At 48.2% G+C, this 22423-nt stretch carries 15 protein-coding genes; 3 read left to right on the forward strand and 12 right to left on the reverse strand.

The genetic code is table 11. From position 1 onward, the window contains the following. Window positions 1-216 precede the first annotated feature (216 nt). Window positions 217-2661, forward strand: coding sequence for an ABC transporter permease (locus Q369_RS0123710; protein ID WP_310589029.1), 2445 nt, complete (start codon window positions 217-219; stop codon window positions 2659-2661). 145 nt (window positions 2662-2806) lie between these two features. Next, entirely contained in the window at window positions 2807-3706 is a 900-nt protein-coding gene (locus tag Q369_RS0123715; RefSeq protein WP_031530212.1) for an SDR family oxidoreductase, read from the forward strand. Between the two features lie 70 nt (window positions 3707-3776). Here Q369_RS0123715 and Q369_RS0123720 read toward each other — a convergent pair whose 3' ends face one another. From Q369_RS0123720 to Q369_RS0123740, 4 genes are all read right to left on the reverse strand, one after another. Beyond that, the gene (locus Q369_RS0123720; protein ID WP_031530213.1) at window positions 3777-5117 is read right to left on the reverse strand and encodes a DUF4374 domain-containing protein; all 1341 of its coding nucleotides are present in this window, start codon (window positions 5115-5117) and stop codon (window positions 3777-3779) included. A 12-nt stretch (window positions 5118-5129) separates the two neighbouring features. Beyond that, window positions 5130-7619 (reverse strand): TonB-dependent receptor, encoded by a 2490-nt coding sequence (locus Q369_RS0123725; protein ID WP_229206933.1) that lies wholly within the window; start codon window positions 7617-7619, stop codon window positions 5130-5132. Window positions 7620-7962: 343 nt separating this feature from the next. Continuing rightward, window positions 7963-8832 carry an AraC family transcriptional regulator gene (locus Q369_RS0123735; RefSeq protein WP_031530215.1) on the reverse strand — a complete coding sequence of 290 codons (870 nt, stop codon included), beginning with the start codon at window positions 8830-8832 and terminating at the stop codon, window positions 7963-7965. A 7-nt stretch (window positions 8833-8839) separates the two neighbouring features. After that, the gene (locus tag Q369_RS0123740; protein ID WP_031530216.1) at window positions 8840-9535 is read right to left on the reverse strand and encodes an SIP domain-containing protein; all 696 of its coding nucleotides are present in this window, start codon (window positions 9533-9535) and stop codon (window positions 8840-8842) included. A 239-nt stretch (window positions 9536-9774) separates the two neighbouring features. On the opposite strand from Q369_RS0123740, the gene Q369_RS0123750 reads away from it, so the two are divergent. Next, window positions 9775-10194, forward strand: a complete 420-nt coding sequence (locus tag Q369_RS0123750) for a BLUF domain-containing protein (RefSeq protein WP_051664247.1) — start codon at window positions 9775-9777, stop codon at window positions 10192-10194. A 19-nt stretch (window positions 10195-10213) separates the two neighbouring features. Here Q369_RS0123750 and Q369_RS0123755 read toward each other — a convergent pair whose 3' ends face one another. From Q369_RS0123755 to Q369_RS0123790, 8 genes are all read right to left on the reverse strand, one after another. Continuing rightward, window positions 10214-12511: a glycoside hydrolase family 20 zincin-like fold domain-containing protein gene (locus tag Q369_RS0123755; protein WP_229206934.1), complete on the reverse strand. Its 2298-nt coding sequence runs from the start codon at window positions 12509-12511 to the stop codon at window positions 10214-10216. 89 nt (window positions 12512-12600) lie between these two features. Further along, window positions 12601-14076, reverse strand: a complete 1476-nt coding sequence (locus Q369_RS0123760; RefSeq protein WP_031530219.1) for a RagB/SusD family nutrient uptake outer membrane protein — start codon at window positions 14074-14076, stop codon at window positions 12601-12603. 33 nt (window positions 14077-14109) lie between these two features. After that, window positions 14110-17325: a SusC/RagA family TonB-linked outer membrane protein gene (locus Q369_RS0123765; RefSeq protein WP_031530220.1), complete on the reverse strand. Its 3216-nt coding sequence runs from the start codon at window positions 17323-17325 to the stop codon at window positions 14110-14112. Window positions 17326-17844: 519 nt separating this feature from the next. Continuing rightward, window positions 17845-18516, reverse strand: coding sequence for a hypothetical protein (locus Q369_RS0123770; protein WP_031530221.1), 672 nt, complete (start codon window positions 18514-18516; stop codon window positions 17845-17847). Between the two features lie 95 nt (window positions 18517-18611). After that, window positions 18612-18923 (reverse strand): helix-turn-helix domain-containing protein, encoded by a 312-nt coding sequence (locus Q369_RS0123775; RefSeq protein WP_031530222.1) that lies wholly within the window; start codon window positions 18921-18923, stop codon window positions 18612-18614. A gap of 281 nt (window positions 18924-19204) precedes the next feature. Continuing rightward, window positions 19205-19969: a transcriptional repressor AgaR gene (gene agaR / locus Q369_RS0123780; protein ID WP_031530223.1), complete on the reverse strand. Its 765-nt coding sequence runs from the start codon at window positions 19967-19969 to the stop codon at window positions 19205-19207. A gap of 134 nt (window positions 19970-20103) precedes the next feature. Beyond that, window positions 20104-20382: an ACT domain-containing protein gene (locus Q369_RS0123785; RefSeq protein ID WP_031530224.1), complete on the reverse strand. Its 279-nt coding sequence runs from the start codon at window positions 20380-20382 to the stop codon at window positions 20104-20106. Between the two features lie 5 nt (window positions 20383-20387). Continuing rightward, window positions 20388-22421, reverse strand: a complete 2034-nt coding sequence (locus tag Q369_RS0123790; protein WP_031530225.1) for an alpha/beta hydrolase — start codon at window positions 22419-22421, stop codon at window positions 20388-20390. Window positions 22422-22423 lie beyond the last annotated feature (2 nt).

The raw sequence follows: 22423 nt of genomic DNA on the forward strand, positions 1-22423 counted from the left end.
TGAGGTCCTATTCCTTGAAGTGCTGTACATCACACGTCGGCAAATACCTTACCATTTCTTCGATGTGGCTGGATGATGCGGAGGGAGCTATTTCTGCCTGCGCGTTGTCCGGTAGTGCACAGGCGGGCGTTCAGTTTTGAACAATGGGATGCCGGATTTTTCTTGCAAATCTGTACATATACGGCCTTTACTGATCAGTTTAGGTGTATTTGAAAGATGGCACAGCATTTAAACGATAAGACAAACAAAACGCCTTTTGAGAATACTCCCACCACATTCAAGCCGCAGCTTATGATACGTAATTACTTCAAGATCGCTTTCCGGAACCTCGTCGGCAGCAAGACTTTTTCATCCATCAATGTGCTTGGCCTTGCGCTGGGAATGGCCTGCAGCCTGATGATCATGCTCTGGATCAAAGACGAATTGGGCGTCGATGCTTTTCATGCGAATAAGGCCCAGCTGTACCGGATTTATATGAAGGAGTATTTCAGTGGAAAAGTGCAGGGTGTAATCTGGACACCTGGTCCGCTGGCAGAGGAGTTGAAGAAATCGGTGCCTGAAATTGAACTGTCAACGCCATTTGAATGGGCCAGTAATCAGACATTTTCGGTCGGTGATAAAATCAATAAACAGCTGACTAATGCAGCCAGTGCGGATTTTTTCAAAATGTTCAGCTTTAAGTTGTTGCAGGGAACGCCTGATGCTGCATTGAAAGACCTGAACAGTCTGGCGATTTCGAGAAATATGGCAATCACCTTTTTTGGTAGTCCAGAGGCAGCAATGGGCAAGGCTATCCGGTTCGATAACCGGAAAGACCTGATGGTCAGCGCAGTTTTTGAAAATATACCAGGTAACAGCACCCTGAAATTCGACTGCCTTCAAAATTGGGAGGGCTTCGTGGTCGACAATGAGTGGGCGAAAGATTGGGGCAACACCGATCCTCTGACCTTTTTTATGTTCCGTAAGGATGCCGATCCTGCCAAAGTGGAAGCCAAAATCACGCATCTTCTGGACAAATATAACCGTGATCAGGGCAAGCCTTTCAAAACGCAGCTGGCTATGCAGCCGTTTCACGAATATTATCTGAACAGCAACATCAAGAATGCCAAAATGGATGGCGGACGGATCGAATATGTGCGTCTGTTCAGCTTTGTGGCGGTATTTATCCTCCTCATTGCCTGCATTAACTTCATGAACCTGGCTACTGCGCGTTCGGCGAAGCGTGCAAAAGAAGTCGGTGTGCGTAAGGTGGTTGGCGCGATGCGTTCCATGCTAGTGGGTCAATTTATGGGTGAGGCTATTTTGCTTACGGTTTGCTCTATATCACTGGCCCTTTTGCTGGTTGCGCTCACATTGCCTTCATTCAATACGCTTACGGAAAAGCAGATCACGCTGCCGGTCCGGGTGCCCGCATTCTGGGGAGCGCTGGCAGGCTTACTTGCGGTTACCGGGCTGGTTGCTGGCAGTTATCCTGCCCTTTTCCTGTCGTCGCTCAACCCGGTCCGCGTGCTGAAAGGTGCATTGAAATTTGATTCAAAATCGGTTTTTCTCCGCAAGGGCCTGGTCGTATTTCAGTTTGGGCTGTCCATTATTCTGATTGTAGGAATGATCATTATTTACAGGCAAGTTGAATTTGTGCAAACCAAAAACCTCGGCTTCGACCGGGAAAACCTGATTTATTTCCCGCTGGAAGGTGACCTGGGTAAAAATTACAACTTGCTGCACGACGCGCTTCTGGACGTTCCGGGTATCAAAGATGTATCTCACATGACCGCATCGCCGGCATCCAATGGTTCGGGAACGGAAGGAGTCACGTGGACAGGGAGCGATCCCAATGATAAAGTACGGTTTACGCCGGTTGGGGTGGGTTATGATTTTGTCAAGACAATGAACCTGCAACTGGCCGATGGCCGTGATTTTTCCAAACAATTTCCAACAGATTCATTGGGTTTCCTGATCAATGAATCGGCACTTAAAGTAATTGGGTACAAGGATCCGATTGGCCGGGAATTGAGCTGGGCAGGTAAGAGGGGCCATATCGTAGGCGTTTTAAAAGATTTCCATTTTCAATCGCTGCATACGAGTATACGCCCGTTGATCGCCTATCTCCGCGCAGACAGGGTTTCGGGAAATGCAATTATCCGCATTGAAGCCGGGAAAACGACACAAACTCTCAGTGAAATTGAAAAGGTCTGTAAAAGGCTCAATCCCAAATTTCCTTTTACCTATTCCTTCACCGATCAGGCATACGCGCGCCAATACCAGAGTGAGCAGGTGGTGAGCAAGTTATCCAGCTATTTTGCATTCATGGCCATCTTTATCTCGTGCCTGGGATTATTCGGACTGGCTACATTTACTGCAGAGCAGCGCACCAAGGAAATCGGAGTGCGGAAGGTGCTCGGCGCGTCGGTAGCCGGCATTGTTGCGCTGTTGTCGCTTGATTTTCTGAAACTGGTGGGTATTGCTATTGTGGTCGCTTCGCCCGTTGCCTGGTGGCTGATGAACGAATGGCTGCAAGGGTTTGCGTATCAAATTCATATTGAGTGGTGGATGTTTGTCGTGGCAGGGATACTATCTGTCTTAATTGCTGTTTTGACAATCAGCTTCCAAAGCATAAAAGCCGCATTGATGAACCCGGTGAAGTCGCTGAGAAGTGAATAGTTTGGGTTGGCCTGATACACTTTCTGATCAGAAGGAATGCATTCTACCCGTTTCTAATCATGGGTTGGCAAAGTTTTATTAGCAAATAGTAAAACAGGCTGGGTAGCTGGCTTGTGCAACTATTTACCAATATAATTTCATCAACATGTCTGAAACAATCAATGCATCGCTTCAAAATCCGGTAGAGAAATATCCAAAGCCGCCATTTAACAAACAGCCACAACCTGTTCCCGGACTCGCCTCCAAAATGGATCCCAAGCCCGATCATGGCGAAACATCCTACAAAGGCTCGGGCAGATTGGCTGGCAGAAAAGCGCTTATTACAGGCGGTGACTCGGGAATCGGTCGCGCGGCAGCTATTGCATACGCGAGAGAAGGAGCCGATGTGGTCATCAATTACCTGCCTGACGAACAATCCGATGCAGACGAGGTAATCGCGCTGATTGAGGCGGAGGGTAGAAAAGGGTTCGGCATTCCCGGCGATATTACCAATGAATCTTTTTGTAAAGAGCTGGTAAGTCAGGCTGTGCAAAAGCTCGGCGGACTGGATATTCTGGTCAACAATGCAGGACATCAGCAGGCTGTCGACTCACTGCTTGACATTACTTCCGAAGGGTTTGACGTTACGATCAAAACCAACATATATGCGCCATTCTGGATCACCAAGGCTGCATTGCCACATCTTGCAGCAGGTTCAGTGATCATTGCGACTTCATCTGTTCAGGCTTATGATCCCTCGGAAAACCTGTTCGATTATGCGCAGACCAAAGCAGCCAATGTAGCTTTTGTAAAGTCACTTGCCAAGCAGCTCGGCTCGAAAGGTATCCGCGTTAACGGTGTTGCGCCGGGTCCGATATGGACGCCATTGCAGGTAAGCGGCGGACAGCCACAGGATAAAATCGTTGAATTCGGGAAGGCTATGCCGCTGGGCAGGCCCGGGCAACCGGCTGAGCTGGCGTCGATATACGTGCAGCTTGCCGATGCAAACGCAAGCTACGCTACCGGCCAGATTTATGGTGCAGCAGGTGGCGGTGGTCATCCCTGATTTTTCCGATAAACAACAAAAAAACCTGCTGGTACTCACCAGCAGGTTTTTTTGTTGAAAGCTTAGACTCTTAATAAGAACCCAGGTAACTCGATCCCGACTGGCCGGTCAATGTGCTTCCTTTGATCACTTCTTTCGTTTTCCAGTTGATCACGTACAATCTGCCTGCTGCGCCTGTTGGGGTAAGTGGTACGTAAATGTAATCACCGCTTACTGCCAGGTTTTGATACTGCCCGAAGTCAAGACCAGCTTCATAATCGTTGCTGATTTTAGTCGCCGTTTTTGCATTCAGATCAACCATTGCGATGTAGCCGCCTTCTCCGGCGATATTGTACAAAACCAAACCGATTCCGTCTTTGATATACCGCCAGGCCTGAATGCGTGTATCTTTCAGGTTCAGGGCTGCATCGAGATCGAAATGGTATCCGCTGTCGTAGTCGTTGGTGCTTTTGTTGATGCGCAAAATGTCCTTTCCGCCCGTCGCCGTAGCCTGGTAAATGTTTCCGTCGTTCCCTACATACTGCGTCATGGTTCGGTAGGAGTGGTTATTGGTTTTTGAAAGCGTGGAATAGATCAGCTTTGGGTTTTGCAGGGACGGATAATCTACAACCAGCGTTGTGGTACCGATGGTCCTGTTTGCAGCGTCATTTGCCCAGACCGGAGCACCGCTCGCATTATAGGACAGTTTTTTAGGATCAATTTTGCTTACGTTGCAACCAATGAAAATCTTCGTTTTATCCTCATTCAAAACAGGCACATCGATGCGGCCGACGGAGTAACCCTGCGCTTCCAGTTCAGCCGGGAAAGGGAAGTCGAATTCTGTGGAGTTGGGTACTCTTGCCGTTTGCAGATCAATCACCGCAATCCTTACTTTTCCCCTGGTATATTTAAAAATGTGGTTGGGAGCCGCACCTTCCGTCACCGTGGTACTGCCTGTCAGATGTACTCCGATGCCGATATTTTCAGCCGCTTTCGTCCAACGAGGGGAAGTTCCGACAATGTCCGACAGGTCGAGTTCATTGCCGGTATCCTGGTAATCCTTTCCGCCTTTCACCAGATATTTGTTAAAAACGCCGCCATCTTCGCCGGTGTACTGAATGTTGTACAGCTCTGTTCCGTTTTCAGAAGCCTGCACACGGGCAGTACGGGCCGATCTCAATCCAAACCCATTCTGATAAATGTTCACCGAAAAGTTGGGATCGATCGCTTGTGCATGGGTGATCGCGTACGCCATTGTGCCGCCGTTACCAGCTGTTCCCGCCTCATCGGGGATCGACGCAGTCAGTGAGATAAACTCTCTCGCAGCTGGCGTTTCGCCGCCGCCTGCATCCGGATCCGTAACGTCTTCTTTACAGCCGGAGAAAGTCAGCGCAACCCCGAGTATCACAGCACTTAACAGATATTTTTTCATCTTAGAAATGGATTATAAAAATTTACTGATTGTATAATTTAACTTAACAGAAATGCTTCTGCCGGGCTTTTGCACACCGAAATTGTCATACATCTCGGCATTGAAAATGTTCTTCAGATCGAAGCTGGCTACCATTTTCCCGTTTGGAAAACGGTAGCTCGCGCCCAGATCGTGGTAGAACTGAGTGGGCGTTGTAAACCATTCAGATTCCATCCAAACGGTCCCGAACGGAGCCACAAAGCCGGTGTTATAGTAAAGATTGAGGATGGATCTTTTCTGGATTTTATCGTTCAGGCGGTACTGTACGCTTCCATTCATCGTAAAGAATGGTTCGTTCGGCAGCTGCAAATTGTACAGATCGTGCGGCTTGCCTTGCTGGTCAAACTCCTGCTTGAAGAGGGTATTGAACTTGGAAAAATTAAACAGCGCATTCAGACGATTGTCGTACACATAAATGATTTCACCTTCAAATCCCCGCGACTGTGTTCTGCCCAGGTTTACGAATTTGGTCACCTGAATATCGGCGTCACTTTCCCGGCCTGGTACAATCTGGTCTTCCACAGCCTGCTGCGTGATTTTGTTAAATCCATTCCGCCAGAATGCGCTGGCATAAAGGGTAATCTTGTGTTTCCCGAGCTGCACCGGCCCGTGGCGGAAACCGAGGTTGTAATTCACATTCTTCTCAGGGATTAAGCCGGGGTTTTCGAGGATATTGTTCTCAGGATCTCCGTAAAGCTGGTTTTCAGTAGCTGTTACATACGCATTCTGAGTGGATCCAATAATATACAGTTTGGAAAACACATTGTAAGATACCGTCGCGCCGTAGCCTTTGTTGTGGTTGACAGTCTTGTTCCGCACCCTGTTCACGACATTCACACCGTCCTGCTCCACCAGCTCCGGCCGTGTTTGAATGGTCCTGTTTGAAGTGTATTTTCCGAGTAGATTCGTTTTTAGTTTGTCATTAAAAAACTGCGCTTCGTAATTCATCGCGAGGATGTTGTTCATCACGCTGCTTACCGTGACCATTTCTTTTTTTTCTGGATTGAGCAGGTCATTATCGTCCCTGTCGGTGGTTTCTAGCTTGTGGTTTAAAGAGATCCGGTGGCCTGGAAAGACAGTATACCCAAGATTCGATCGCATATTGGTGATCTGCCGGTTGACTTGCACGATGCTCTTCGCCCCCTGCTGACCCATTCCCGGCGTAGGCGGCACCGGCACGATCTGGCCATTTCTGATCAGCATCCTGGGCTTTCCGTCCCAATTGTAAACCTGTCCGACCGTATCCTGCACGTAAGTGCTCCGGTAGCTTCTGACTGCGTTCACATTGATCGCCATTCCCTTGACCAGGAAGTTGTTCTTGTTGTAAATCAGGCTCAGCACATTCGCCCGGTACTCGCCAAACCTGCCCACATAAGGCCGCGCCATGGTGGTCCCGTGCGGTATTTCGCTGTAAGTATCCGAGACATTGTACCCGATGAAGAACTGGTCTGCCCATTTTACATTGGTAAATCCCACTTCAAACCGGCCGCCGATGGATTTGTATTGATTATTGAACCTCTTCGCCCGATAGTAGCGCTCCAAAGTCCTGTCCGGGTGCACGAACTTAGAAAACTTGCCCCAGGTAGTGTAACTATTGTCGGTATATGTATAAAAACCTGATGCTCTTGCGGTGAAACCAGTTTGCTTGCTGCGGTATATTCCCGAAATGTCGGATTGAAACGTGTTGAAAGATCCGTAGGAAACGGCGGCTGTGATGTTGTTCTGCGAAGCATCCTTTTTCAAGACTACATTGATGGCGCCGCCCACGTAGTCGCCCGTGAGGTGGGAGGGAAGTACCCCTTTGTACACCTCAATGCGTTCGATCATCGCCGGTGGAATGTTGTTCAGATTGAATGAAGATCCGTACGTAGAGATCTCGATGCCGTCCAGAAATATTCCCACGGCGCTTCCTGACATTCCATTCAGGTTATACTCGACCCGCGAGCCGATCCCGCCATTCTGGCGAACGCGCACGCCCACCGCCCGATCGAGGAGCTCGTTGGTGGTCAGGTTTCTTAAAGACGCTTCTTTGGTTTCGATCACAGCCACCGCAAAGCCGGTTGTCTCAATTTCCTTCTTCTCGGTTTTCTGGACGATCTGCACTTCGTTAAGGTCCAATGCAGCGCGCGTCACCACCGGATTAATCTCGTAAAAAGGTTTGTTAACCTGGATCTTCGACGTTTTTGACTTGATTTCAACAGACGTAATGATGATATCTCGGTTCCCGTAAGGAACATCTTTGAGCTGGAAAGTACCGTCGGTTTCCGAGAAAGTGGCAATGCTGGTTCCGTCTATCCTGACTGTCGCGAAGCTGACGATCGCGCCTTTGTCATCTCTTACCGTGCCTTTGATAATGGACGTTTTCGGAGCGACTGTCTGCGCAGAAGTGTTGAACCAGAACAGGGTAAGTAATGCGGTAATAAGTATATAATGTTTCGATAACATCCGTTTTTGTTCCTTCATGTATTTTCCTGCTAGCTGCCGGCATTGTCAGCAACCAGATTGCAGTGATGCTTATTTAGACTAATTATATTGAGTGCAAATATAGGCGCGGGAAAACAGCAAAAGTGACGCGAGACGGAATGGTAATGACGCGAGAGGGAGTAATGCGGCTGTCGGCTGGCTAGGAGGCAGTTTTGCGAGCAGCACGTTTGTTCAGAGTTGGCAGGTCCGGGCGCTTGCCGGAGAATGCATCCTGTGAATGCTGTTTATTTTTTTAACAAAGCGGAAACCACGCCAGCTAGGAAGGCCAGCTGGACGCCGATGAAGACAAGCAAAATCAGGAAACTTGGTCCGGCATAACGGGTTATATGTAGTGAGGGAGCTTCTTTCGGAAATTCGCAGGTGAAGTTCCGATTGTTTTGCTAAAAAGCCGAATGAAGTATTTGTAATCTTCGTATCCGAGCTCAAATGCGACTTCTTTGACGCTTTTCGATGTGTAGATCAGCAGCCGCTGTGCTTCACGCAAAACTTCCTGCTTGATCAGCCACGTAGAAGAAAAACCGGTTATCGATTTAACCGTATCGTTCAGGTAACTCACCGTAATATTCAGCTGAGAAGCGTAGTCAGCAGGTTTTTTGTGTGTTTGGAATTGTTCTTTCACCAGAAGATTGAAACTTTTGACAATCTCAACACTCCGCATTGAAACAGCCTGGATCCGCTCGTTTTCCTGCCGCTGAAACACATCTACGACCCGATAGAAAAGTGCATTGAGCAAAGCCCGTATGAGCTGTTCCCGGAATTGCGCCGGTTTTTCTTCATACAAGACCGTAGAAACAAGTCGGGACACATTTACAAACCAATCTCTATCCGCATCATTCAGCCGGATGAGAACGATACTGGCCAGTGAGTTTTCGATCACCGTGCGTGCATTTTGATCAATGTACTTTGCATCAAAAGCTAGTGCCCAGCCATTCACGTTCCGCGCTTTTTTGAAATCATGGATTTGGCCGGGGCAGGATAGCAGGAGTGCCGGCTCGTCGATGTCTACCTCCAAAAAATCTATCGCGCCACTCACAGACCCGCTTTCAAGCAGAAAACAAAAATAGTGATCGTGCCGATGGGGTTCATCCACGTTCCCGGCAGCTCCGGCGAAATCATCGCCCGACACAGCTGTGATCTCAATGCCCGGCAAGCCCTCCTGTAAATGCCTGACTTCAATTTTCTGCTTCGTCATTGTTTTTTCAAGACCAAAATCCATGACCATATATCCTGGCGCGCATAGTCGGATCTGCTTTGATGGTTCTTCTCAGTGCTTTCATCATCGGAATGTTTCCTGCAATATATATCGATTTGTATACAGACAGGTCTTTGCTCCGGAGCCATTGTTCGACTCTAGGAATCCCAACCTCCGCAGAGCCTCTGATAAACCGGAATTCGGGATTGTTTTCTTTGAAATCGTCTGGGATTTCGTAGTCGTCACCGATTAGTATACCAGTTTCCATTGGATGCTCCGCCTGGTCTGTCAACTGCTTCAATGCCAGAAAATGTCCGATCGCAGAGGCATCGCCGATACACAACATTCTTCCTTTGTGCGCCGGTAACACTGCGGCATGCGCCGCGCCGAACAGGACTTTGTCACCGGTTTGTAATTGCCTTACCCAGCGGCTGCCTGCACCCTGATGTGCGGCATCGATAAAGAGGGTGGTTAAGTTCAGCTCGGAGTTCCATAGCGCAGGGGTGTAATCGCGGTATTGCAGCGCGTCGACCTTGCATTTCAAACGCTTAATGGAGTCCCAGCTTTTCATATCCACAGTCGGGAGATGCAAGTCTACTTCAAACAGGTATCCCGGCTGCCACGTTCTCACATCAGTTACAGTGCCTGCGGTTAACATACTCTCCAACAGGCCGGCAGCGGCCCTTTTTAGTAAATTGGTCATTTTGCCTTTGTTTTTGCATCAAAGGTATCTGACCGGCAGAAGCCGTTTGTCCAACGAAGGGCAGCAAAAGGTGGACGAAACGCATGTCCTTCCCGATCCCGATAAATCGGGTTATCCGGTTTTTAAACGCGCTCAATCGTAGAAAGCCGTGTGAAAAACAGACAAATTGGCGAATTTTTGAAGGTAATTTGAAAAGCTTGTACTACATTTAAGCTACATACCATTCTACGAATTACTTCATGATTCACTCCATAGTATATCTAAGCTCATCAAGGACTTTGGTGGATGAGCCGGAGCTCAGCGGGATACTTGAAAAAAGCCGGAAGAACAATGCTTCGCTGAATATTACGGGCGCCTTGCTTTATTGCAACGGCAGTATCATCCAGGTCCTGGAAGGACCGGAGGATACTGTTAATCTGTTATTTGATAAGATTAAGAACGATCAGCGTCACACGCAGATTATCACGCTTTTCGAAGGCAAGGTAAATGCAAGATCGTTTGAAAAATGGTCAATGGGATACATTACTACCAATAAGCGCAATATGGACGAGCTGAAAGACCAGCTCGGGTTTGTCAATAATCCATACATCGACACGAAAATAGATAACAAGATCTTGTCCTTATTGCAAACCTTCTTCCGGAACAATCACCGGAACTAAAAGGCCTGCGAAATACCCGTTACCTGTACTGCTCCCAGTTGAGATTTTTATCCATCAGCGGTAACTTGTGCTTCTGTGCATAATCGTTCCGTACCATTTTTACATCATTCCACCACTTGTCGAGCGGATAATGCAGCTCGCGGTAAATGAGGTAGCTGAGATCGATAGTGCGGACAGGCTGGTGATCTTTGATATCGTCCACCTGGTGCAGGAACTTGCGACCATTCGCTTCTTCAACCAGCGGGTGCCATTCTTTGAACCAGATGCTTTCCACAAACGCAAACGTGCTGTCGCGCTGCCTTTTCATTTTACTTACCTCTTCCAGGGCAGCATCGAGCTTTTTGACAGCCAGTTTCGGATCAGTTGCCGCAGCAGATGCTTCGTGCATCAAATCCGCTGCCCGGTTCAGGGAGACCAGCATGCGCAAATTCTGCCCGCAGATCGCCGCCACAGTTTCCAGCACTTCCAGATTGTACAGCTGATTCTTGGCAAGCGTTTTATTTTGTCGGATCAATTGAAGCGCGTATGCATTACGCGGCAGCATGGATTGGGCCGTGGTAATGCGTTGCTGATTGACAGGATAGGTTTTATCCGTAATCGCCAAGGTGCCGGGTTGCGGTACCGGGAGCAGGGGCAAAGTCTGGTCTCTTTCGGGTTGAAGAAAAAGGCTGTCCGAGTTTCCCTTGATCATTGGCCGCCAGGTCGACGGGATCCAGTCCCAGCTGTTGGTGTGGAATTCTGCCTGCTCGCTGAGTACGTGGTAAATGCTATCGATATCCTTCTGTTTTGGTCCGTAAAATGCATTCATGAACCGCGCCGAAGCATCAGCGGGTGTCAGATTTTTGTTATTCCAACCTGCGGCTGTGCCCGTAGTATAACCAAGCCAGAATGTTTCAGGATGTAACCCTGCGTCGGCCCAGCCAGCAATTACCACGCCCATAAAAGAGGAAAGATTATCCTTGAATGCAGTCCCGATTTCCCTGAACATATCTCCAACCCGCCCCGACGAGCGATCACTTCCGTCGGCCATTACTGCCGTTTTGGTATGCAGTGGATAATAGTTTGGGAAGATCGGCTCGGCACCCTGCGTGGCTGTATAGACGAATTGCCGGATCCCGTGCTTTTTATAATCCGCAGCAATCTCCTTGTTGTAAACGCCATTAACCAAATGCGACGGCAGCGCAGTAATATCTTCCCTTCTCAGCGGGAATTCGCCCCAGAACAAGACGGTGCGACCTTGTTCGTGCAGCCGGTCCGCCATTTTCTTGATAAACCAGGCCAGTAACCGCCCGTTTCCACCGAGACTATCTGCCGCGGCTTTTTCCGAAGGCGCTTTGCCGGTGTAGTAAGCTTCGTCATTGGAAAGCAGGATGTACTTGCTGCCCTTGCTTGCATTGATCAGCTCGCCGAACATGTTGTCGAGCAGTTTGTAAGTTTCGGGATTGGTTACTGAAAACTGATAGTTGATATCATCGATTAATCTCAGCTTACGATATTCTGGATGTTTCAGGATAAATGAAACGTGCGCCGGTGCGTCGAGAAATGGTACCAGATCAATGTAATGTGCTTTTGCATAATCCGCCAATTCCTGGTATTCCTGTGGGCTTAATGCATAAGGCTCCACAATGGCGGGCGCTGATTTGTACTGAAAATGACCTTCCAGCTTAATGGAAAATGCATTGATCTTGTAAGTCGAAGCCTGTTTGATAATGCGTTTTAATTCAGTTAGTTTTTCCAGATGGTGCGCATCGTCCCAGTATATCATCCTTACTTCCACATTGGGCCAATCGGTGATCTCACCTTGGGGAAGTTGGCTTTCGGTTTTTAATAATTGTAAAAATGTTTGAACACCGTAAAATAAACCTTGCGGTGCATTGGCTGTAATGGTAACCTGTCCGGATGTCAGATTAAGCTTATAAGCCTGGTTGGCGAGCGCGACGCGATTGGTATCAACAGTCGCACCAATTTTAACAGCACCATTTCTTACTACCAATTGAATTGCAGGAGACTTGCCGGCAGCCTTACTTCCAACCACATTCAACGAAAGCTTTGCTTCCTTCAAACCTTGCTGTAAGCTGATCACCGGCAGCAATTTGGCCAGCGAAGAATCGGCCACAATTTTCCAGTTGGAACCAACCGAAAATCGGTTTTCCGTCAGGGCCACTTGCTGCGGGACGGGCAGTAAGCCGTAACCGGCCTTACTTTTTTGAGTTGTCTGCCTTTGCGATGCTGCTACTTGCGCCTGAGTCGTCAACTGGATCGAAATGCAGGCAAAAGTCAGCAGAAAGATCTTCCGGTAAATGCTGGTCGTCTTCAAAACAAAAATATTTATGGGTTAAGTAAAAGAGTAACCAGCTCGCGCCAGCTACTCTTATGTTTAGGAATTATGAAAAATTAGAGCGACTCTTAATACCCCGGATTTTGCGCGATGGCCGGACTACTGGTCGTAACCACAAGCGTCGGGATCGGGTAGAGGAGCTGGTATTCCTTGATCGGCGTTGAAATGCCCACAGTTGGCTTGCCTGGGCCAGATAGCTTCGAGTTCATCACTTCCATCGCACGGCCTGTGCGCAGAAGGTCAAACCAACGGTGCCCCTCAAACGGTGATTCCAGGCGTTCCTCTTCATAAACCGCCTTTTTAAAACTTTCATAAGTTAGCCCGCTCAGGTCTGCCAATCCTGCCCGTTTACGTACAAGATTGATCGCCGCGTAAGCATCTGCATTCGGCGCTTTGTTCGCTTCGTTAATGGCTTCGGCGTAGTTTAGCAGCACGTCGGCATACCGGACTACATACCAATCTGCGCCTGAGTCGGCATTGCCGCCGCCTGTTTCGCGCTCCACATAGCCGCGCACATATTTCGCTGCCACCATCGCCCCATTGAGCATATAACCATCAGCGATATTGTTCCGGCGCACATCGCCTTTGGTATAAGCCGCAGCGATATCTTCGGTAGGCTGGTTAAACCCGTAAGCCCCACCGGTGGGTATCGTTATGCCTTCCGAACCGGTAGGGGCAAAGTGGTTGGGCAGGTTTGAGCCAAGGCCATTTGCTGCACCTTTGTATTGCACCTGCAAGATAGCTTCGCGGTTTCCCTGCTGTCCGGCTTTATACAAGTCTGCATACACAGGAAGCAGGCTGTAAGTACCAGAAGTCACGACCTTTTTGAATTCACCCACCGCCTCAGCATATTTTTTTTGCGTCAGGTAAACTTGTCCCAAAAGGCTTTGTGCCGCACCTTTTGTAATTCTTCCCACATTGGCATCATCGTACGAGGCAGGTACAAGTTCCTGTGCTTTCGCCAGATCCGCTTCAATCTGAACGTACACATCCTGAACACTCGCCCGGCCCACATTATAGCTCGCATCGATATCTGTCACCGGCTCCGTTACCAGCGGTACGCCGCCGAACAGGCGCACAAGGTTAAAATAGGCGAGAGCCCGCATTGCGAGTGCTTCACCTGTGTATTGCTTTTTCATATTGTCTGCTACGGGCGAACCCTCAATGCGGACGAGAATGCTGTTTGTTCTTGCAATCAGGTTATAGCTGTTTTGCCAGAACGCGGTGAGGTGCTCATTGTCGGTCGTTTCACGGAATTCGTCAATGTTCTTTTTAGCATCATTACCCGAAGCACCAGCCACCAGTTCGCTGGTATTATCGGAGCGCAGGTCCACCAGCAGGTGATAGTATCCATTTCCCGAGTATACCTGGGCCAGCGCAGAGTAGGACCCCACAACAGCCTGGGCAAAGTCCGACTCAGTTTTGAAAAAGTCCGTTTCACCGATTTGTGAAATCGGTTTTGATTCGAGAAAATCCTCGCAGGAGGTCCCTGAAAATGCCAGGACAACAAGAGCGACAGCTATTTTGATATTTTTTGAGATCATCACAATCAATTTTAAAGGTTGGTCCGGGTTGAGTTAAAAACCAAGGTTAAGGCCGAATACGAATGCTCTTGCCACAGGGTAGGTACCATAATCCATACCCGGGGTCAGCGCGGAAGAAATCCAGGGATCGCCTTCGGTCGTGTTCACCTCAGGGTTATATCCACTGTATTTGGTGAAGGTGTGCAGGTTTTGGATGTTCATGTAAACCCGTGCATTCTTGAAAACTTTTCCACCGAAAATCTTGTCGAAGCGATACCCAATGGTCACGTTTCTGATCCGAAGGAAAGAGGCGTCCTCCACGTAGTACGAAGAAATGTTCCGGTTGATAGCTGAGTTATTCGGACCCCATGTTTTGCCGTCCCCTGGCTCTTCCGGTGACCGCCAGTAGTTGTTCGAGATCGATGCATTGTTGCGGTAAACGCTACGCTTGGTGAGGTTGAGCACATCCACATCCTGTACGCCTTGCAGCGACACACCGAAGTCAAAATTGCCGACGTTCAAAGTATTCGTGATGCCGTATGTGAATTTCGGCAGGTTGTTTCCGATAACGGTCCTGTCAGAGTCATTAATCACGCCGTCGTTGTTCAGATCCCTGAAACGTACATCACCCGGAAATGTATTCGGAAAGTGCGCCGAACCGTCTATTTCCGCCTGAGTGTTGTAAATGCCATCGAAAATCAAGCCGTAATAACTTCCCAGTGGCTTTCCGATCTGCGTAATGTGGGTCAGTGAGTTTTCCTGCGCACGGTTGGCCACGATAATCGGCGAGCCGCTGGCTCCCAGTGATTCAACTGTATTGGTGTTAAAAGAAATGTTCGCGTTGGTAGTCCAGGTGAAATTTTTCCGCGTGAAATTTCTTGTTTCCAAAGCAATTTCTACGCCCTTATTACGCAGACTACCCAGATTGCGGAGCGCTGTTTCAAAACCAGTTGAAAGCGGCACCGGCACATTGAGGAGCAGGTCGGAAGTCAGTTTGTTATAGTAGTCAAGATTCAGGAACAGGCGATTTTGGAACAATCCCACATCAACACCCAAATCCAGTTCTTTGGCTTTCTCCCAACCTAGGATCGAGTTGCCCAGTGAGCCCTGCGCCAGACCATTGACGATCCCGCCGTCGCCTGATCCGAGAATGTAATTCGAGCCATAGATTAACCCCACAGATGCATAGTCAGGAATCTGGTTGTTCCCAATAAAACCATAGCTTGCCCGAACTTTCAACTCGCTGATAGTTGGTACATTCGCCATAAACTTTTCTTGTCCAATCCTCCATCCGGCCGAAACGGAAGGAAAGTTACCCCATTTGTTGTCGGCCCCGAAGCGTGACGAACCGTCTCGGCGGAAAGAGGCAGTCAGGAAATATTTTTCGTCATAATTGTAAGTCGCGCGGCTCAGGAAGGAGAGGAGCGTCCATTGCGAGCGGGTCGAACTTCCGCCTGTTACGATACCTGCATTCAATGTAGGTACCAGGTCGTTCGGGAAAGAGTTCGCGCTCACGGAGGTTGAGTTAAACGAAGACTTTTGTCCGGTCACACCCACCAGTACATTTACATTGTGTTTTTGTGCAAATGTGTTGTTGTAAGTCAGTGTGTTTTCGTTGATCCAGCTAATGTTGGCCGATGAAAAAGATTGACCATTTGAAGGGTTTACGCTAATGTAGGACGGCGAAAACTTGTTGTTACTGAATGTATTGACATCCGCATTGATGCTGGTTTTGAATTGAAGATTTTTCAAAATGTCAACCGTTGCAAACAAACTTCCGACGGTGCTGAACTGGTTCATCGTATTCTGGATACCTTCACCAAATGCGAGTGCATTGTTATAAATGATGTTCTGCGTGGTACCATCGTCGAAATTAAGCGTGAAAGATCTTGCATACGAGCCGTCCGCATTTCTAACCGGATAGAAACCCGGCGTTGACATCACTGTCACCGCTACTGCGCCGTAATCCTGGATACCACCCGAAGTAGCAATGCGGTTGTTTGTGTAGGAAGGGGAAAGGCGTGCGCCAACCCTGATTTTATCCGTAACTTTTGCATCCACATTCAAACGAAACGCATACTTCTTGAAGCCGGAATTGACGATAATTCCCTCCTGATTCTGAAAGTTACCGGACACATAGTACCGCGCAGTTTCAGTTCCACCGGAAGCGGCGATCTGGTAGTTTTGCATTGGCGCGCTGCGATAAAGCTCGTCCTGCCAGTCGGTATACGGATAGGCTGATGGGTTTTTGAATTCGTCAGGGATTTTGAAGGCTGGTCCGCTTCGTACCGAGTTGGGGTCTGTTGCTTTTCCACCCGCGCGCACCCAGTCGTTATTCCGGATGTCGATCTGGCGGCGTGCATATTCTTCGTTGGTCATCAATCCCACTCTCTTCGCGATGCGCTGGAAGCCGTAGCTCGCGTTGACGCTGATCTGCGATTTACCCGCCGCGCCTTGCTTGGTAGTAATGATCACCACGCCGTTCGATCCGCGCGACCCGTAAATGGAAGTTGCTGCCGCATCTTTTAATATGTCAATAGATTGAATATCGCCCGGGTTAATGCTGGCCAGCGGGTTCACGGGAGACTGGCTTCCGATGTCGCCGCCCTGTGCCGCCGCGTTGGTTACCGAGTTATCCAGCGGCACACCGTCGACCACATACAAGGGTTGTATACCTGCTGTGATAGACCCAGTGCCCCTGATTTTGATAGACAAACCACCACCTGGCGCTGCCGAAGTCTGCTGAATTTGCACCCCGGCTACCTGTCCGGCCAGCGCCTCTGCAAACGAAACCACCGGCCTGTCCTGAATCTGCTTCGCACCCACCGAAACCACCGAGCCGGTCACTTCCCGCCGCGACTGGCTTCCATAACCAACCACAACGACTTCGTTCAATGCTCTGTCGTTGCTTTCAAGCTGGGGAGATATCGTAGAGCGTTTTCCTACGGGTTCTTCCACATCACTGTACCCAATATACGTAAACAGCAATGTGCTGTTTGCAGGCACCTGGATGTTATAAGCGCCATTCGCATCGGACACGACACCATCTGTGCCGCCCTTGACCCGAATGGACACGCCCACCAGCGGCTGACCGGTTGCTTTCTCAGTAACCACGCCATTCACAGTAACTTGATTTGCCCGCCCAGGCGACTGCGCCTGTGCTGTGGCGCACGATAATAGCAGGAATAGCACATTGAAGAGCATCCCCGGAGGCACTCCGCATGCATTGCGGAAATAGGTGTAACCTTTGGTAAAGATTAGTTTTCCCATAAGTCAGGAAGATAAGGGGTCTAGAAATGATTGAATCGAAAGGTATCGAAACAAATATAATGTTTTTATCAAATTTAAAATCTTTTCGTAAGAAAAAAATAATATCGATTAATCAAAAAGAAAGGTAACGGAGATTTATTCGGAATTTTCTTGATGTAAGTAGTAGAAAAGCGGAGCGCTAGCGAGTGGGCTTTGAGGATAGCCATAATGAGTGCTGTGCTCCCTCGGTCGAAGCTTTATGTTTTAATGCCGATTTCCAGGAAGCTCCGAAGGAGGCAACGACTATTGGATGTGCTTTTTTCTATAAACAGGATGCTCCGCTGTAGCAAAAAACGGCCGCTTACTGATGGGCTCGACTTCCAGTCTGTTCAAATTGGAGAATCGGAGGTATCTTTTATTTCAACAGTGTCCCTTAATAATCTTGCTGCTAGACGCAGGTTATTTCACTTCAATCTTTAAAGATCTTGTTACCACAACTTTCGTTGTGAGAGATCAAAATACTGGCTCTGATTTTTCGTGTCAAAAATCGGCTTCATATCCATGTCCGTTTTTACCATAAAAGATTAACCACTTGGCAAGAGAGTAGACAATGTGAAGTTTACTTTCGATTGTATCTTCATCTACATCAGGTGGTAAGCGTTGATCTTTTATGTACCGCAGATTATTTTCATCTGCAATCTTATCTGCAATCACTAAAAGTCTGTTTCCATAGTCAAGAGTAGCGTCAGCGAGCTTCGTAGTCCAAGCTTCATTTACCAAATCTTCTCCTATCAAGTCTTCACAGTCGCTAAGAAATTGTCCTCTAAATACATTTGCGTCTTGTTGGGGAGAGATATACACCGGAACTCCGTCCTGTTCTACGGCTAACTCAATTACATAAAACCCTTCATATTGTTTTATGAGCTCGTTTTCTGAGATAGGATTGTCTGCTTCAAGATTTTTATGCCGAATCCATTCGTCAGCCTCTTTATCTCTACCTACTTTTGGAGCCTTAATTGTTTCGTAGGCTGGGATTTGTATAGAGAACCATTCTTCCAGTAGCTTATCTTTCGTCATGTGCTTCTTGCCAATAAGCCGATCGATAAATGTTGGCTTTGAAACTTCATTCTGCCGAATTGAAAAGAACAGTTTTGCGAATCTTTGCTCAAATCCTGGCTTGGGCTTCCCCAAAGGGCGCATGTCTAATCCCATTGAAATTAAGTTTATAGAAGCAATTTATGTACTCGACGCTACATGTCTTAAAACTATTACTGGCTTATCTAGTAGTTGTACCACCACGTTTAACTCTACCCCGTCACACTCAACCTTAAATTCCCACCCAAACCTTCCCTTACAATCCGCATCAAAGTCGAGAGTCTTATGTCGCTGGCGTTGTTTTCAATTCGGGAGATATACGTTTTCGTCGTGCCGCATTTATCAGCAAGTTGTTCTTGCGTTAGCCCTTGTTTCTTGCGCAGTTCCTGGATCATTGCCCCTAATTTGAAGGCTTCGAATTCTTCTTCATACTGCTCTCTTTCCGCAGTACCAGGCTTCCCGTATTGATCATCCAGATGCTCGGAGAAAGAAGTCAATTTTTTATTGTGAGTCCCGTTGTTCATCGAAGTATTGTTTTTTTAGTTTTTCAGCCACACCAAGTTCAGTTCTGGGTGTTTTCTGCGTTTTCTTTTGAAATCCATTTGATAAACTTTCCGGTCATTGCTTGTATAGTGTGTTAAGTCTTGACCAAAGTTACCTAATTAGGTAACAAATTTCAAGTACTTATCGATTTGTTGCGCACGAAATCTAGACTAAGCATAAAATAGCGCTGCCCCTAAAGCTCAAAAAGGCAACCAGAACGAACCTGATTGCCTTTTTGAGCTTTACAATAGTTTTCCAGACTTCACCTCTCCGCAATAATCACCTCCACATTATGCTGTTTCAGCATTTTTAGATCGGCTTCCTCAATTTTGTCATCCGTCACTACTTTATTTATTTTATCAAACCCGCAAATAAATGCCAGCCCGGATTTCTTGAACTTGGAAGAGTCTGTTACGACGATCACTTCCTCGGCGATGTCGATCATAATCTGGTTCAGGTGGGCTTCCTCCATGTAGTGGGTGAAGAAGCCGGCGTTGGCCTTCATACCGTCGATTCCAAGGAAGAGTTTGTTGCAATACAGCTGCTTGAAATTCCGCTCCGCCATCGGACCGACCAGCGACATTGAGAATTCTTTCAGGTAGCCGCCCGGCATATAAACTTGCAGGTTTTCGTATTGGGCGAGGTTATTGACAATGTCAAGCGCATTGCTGATCACGGTCAGGTTCTTGAATTTTTCGAGGTTGTTTGATATTTCAAAGGTCGTGGTGCCCGAGTCCAGGATGATGCTGTCGCCTTCATTGATCAGCGATACTGCCTTCCGGCCGATCAGCCGCTTGATATCGTGGTTGATCTTTCTTTTTTCGGTGACGGTCAGCGCTATATTGTTGGTTTTGAAGGCTCCACCGTGTGCCCGCACCAGCAGGTTACTGTTTTCCAGCTTGTCCAGGTCATTGCGGATCGTGACTTCACTTACTTCCAGCATTTCACTCAAATCATTCACATTTACTTCACCCAATTCATCAAGTTTTTGCAAAATAAGTGAACGACGCTGCGCAGTTTTCTTCATGGTAACAACCCCTTTAATTCGATTAAACTTATTGATCCTTTGTTCTTTAACCCCGGAAACCCCGGTCTTTCAAACGAGTTTGCAAAGGTAGCAACATTCATCCACATGCATTGTATAATCCGGCGCGAACGGCGTCACCGACCAGTTTGTTCCAATGCGCCATCCTGGTGTGCGAAGGCCCGTTCCACTTCAATAATCTTCTCAATGCGTTCGAGGATCAATTCTGTCATATCTTTTGGAAAAATCGCCTCGACGATGATCAGTCTCATTCCTGCATCCTCCGTGTCAAAAACCTGCATATAAGTGACCTCAAACCGGCTTTTTCCGAACACTTGCAATAGCCTGCTGAGGACATTATTGGTGTCACTGACATAGATTGATATCCGGCGCGAACCGGCAAACTGGTTTCTCATCTCCACTATCTTTTGACTTTCACGGTAAAAGAAACCCGCTTTGTTTCACGGATAAACGAATGCGCTCCGTGGCTGTCGCGGCGCGTGTTGCCGGTTTTTGGATATTCGTAAATGCCGTAAAATTTAATCTCGTGGCCGTCGGGACAATCCGGCTTGATCTGCACCTGAGAGGTCAGCCGCTGCGCTCCCGACCAGTCAGCCCGGGCAAAGAAAAGCATGCGCCGGGCGTTCATATCCACATAAGGGTCTTCGGTATAAAGTTGCAGGCCAAAATCGTGCAGTGAATCCAGATCGGATTTGGTAAATATGCTGATCCATTCACCTGGATTAGCAATCCCGTCACCGTTTCCTTCGCCTACAATTGTTCGCTCTTCCACTTCCAGCTTTACCGCGCGACGGTCGGCTATCTCAAAATCAGCCAGCGTTTTTTCAGGTGAATAGAAAGGTACTTCGAGTAAAAACTGCTCCTTTTTGCCATCGTAAGTCAGCATTAATTTCAGTTTGGCTCGGTCCAGGTTTGCATTTCGCGAGCGTATCCGGAAAGCTGTTTTTTCATGCAATGCACCTTTGTCGATCTTCCCAATGGTAATCGCCGGGTCCATCACTTCCACGTCTTCATCCTGCGCAATAAGCTCTATGCGCACGGAATCCACGCCCGCACCACCTTTGTTGAACAACATCGGGCTTAATGAAACGATATCGCCTACGCCTGGCATTTTCTTATCAAGCGTGTAACTGGCCATACTGATGTGCCCCGGATCGCCATTTCGGTACAAGCCAATGTCACTGTCCTGCCCGGTTCCCTGGTACTGAATCCGGCCCTTTTTATCGCTGCGCATGGTTTGGCGGGAGATTTTGCGGGTCGCGACATCCAGCCGGATCATTTCATAATTCGTGTTTGGTGTGTAAATGCTGTCTGTTAATATTTTCACCGACAAGTTAGAAACGGGCGGGCCATCGGGAAGCCACTTTTTGGATTCAAAACGAAATCCTTCCCGCCGCACATCATTGAGGATGGTGAAGCCCGGCACATTCCGGTCGGTGGTAATGTCGTAATTCCAGACTGAAAATTTGGGATACAGATCAATATGATGCCATTTCTCGGGCCTTGCCATCGGCATGCGGAAATATTTCATGTGAAAGTCAAACTGTCCCTTGATATTGACCGCATTGTGAAAGCCCCGGAAGTAGCCGATGCCGTAATGCCAGCTCTCGTAGTTCAGTTCGAGCGTTTTGTAAGCATCATCAATTTCCTGATCGTGCTGGCGCAAGAAATCCTTGCTGCCCAAATGCATACGGATCGGCAAGCCCGCAAAATTCCGGCCCATCTCCTTAAATGGCGTGTAAATCTGCAAAGCCTTTGGCCCGACCGTGAAAGAAGCAGACGGACAGAAAAACGAAGCGCTCGACAGCAGATGCGGGTATTTGGAAGCGACCAGCATTGACATAAACCCGCCCATACTCAGCCCCGAAACCGCACGGGCCTCGCGGTAAGCTCTGGTGCGATAATGTGCATCAATGTACTGAACAAATTCCGGGAAGTAGTCGACAAACTGCCGGTCTTCCTTCACCGGCGCAATGTCGTACGGTCGCGGATATTGTGCCGGCACGTAGCCGTCCCACTTTGCGATGATTACATCATTCTCAGCTACATAGCTGGCGAAATTATCCAGCGAATCCGGACCGGTGCGCTCGTAATTTCCGTTAAACTCATCATAATACCGCGCCTCGCCCGAGCGGGAAACCTCGCCCTCCGCCGGACCATTAAAACGCCCGGCATTCCCATGGAAATAGTAAATCACAGGATATCGCCGCTCGGGATGCTGGTGATAGCCGGGCGGCAGAATCAGGCGGAAATTCCGGTTTTCCTTGAAAACCTGGCTGTAATGTTGCGCGTCTTCGATAATGGCTTTGCGCGGCGAAGGCTGCGCGTGAACGTTTAATGTTGCAGTCAGTAAAAGCAAAGCGAGCAGCCGGCTGTAACTCAGGTGCTGTTTGTTTTTTATATAAAAATCAAGAAATCTGTAAAGCTGATCCATAA

It is taken from the genome of Dyadobacter crusticola DSM 16708, assembly GCF_000701505.1.
In the GTDB taxonomy this organism is placed as follows: domain Bacteria; phylum Bacteroidota; class Bacteroidia; order Cytophagales; family Spirosomataceae; genus Dyadobacter; species Dyadobacter crusticola.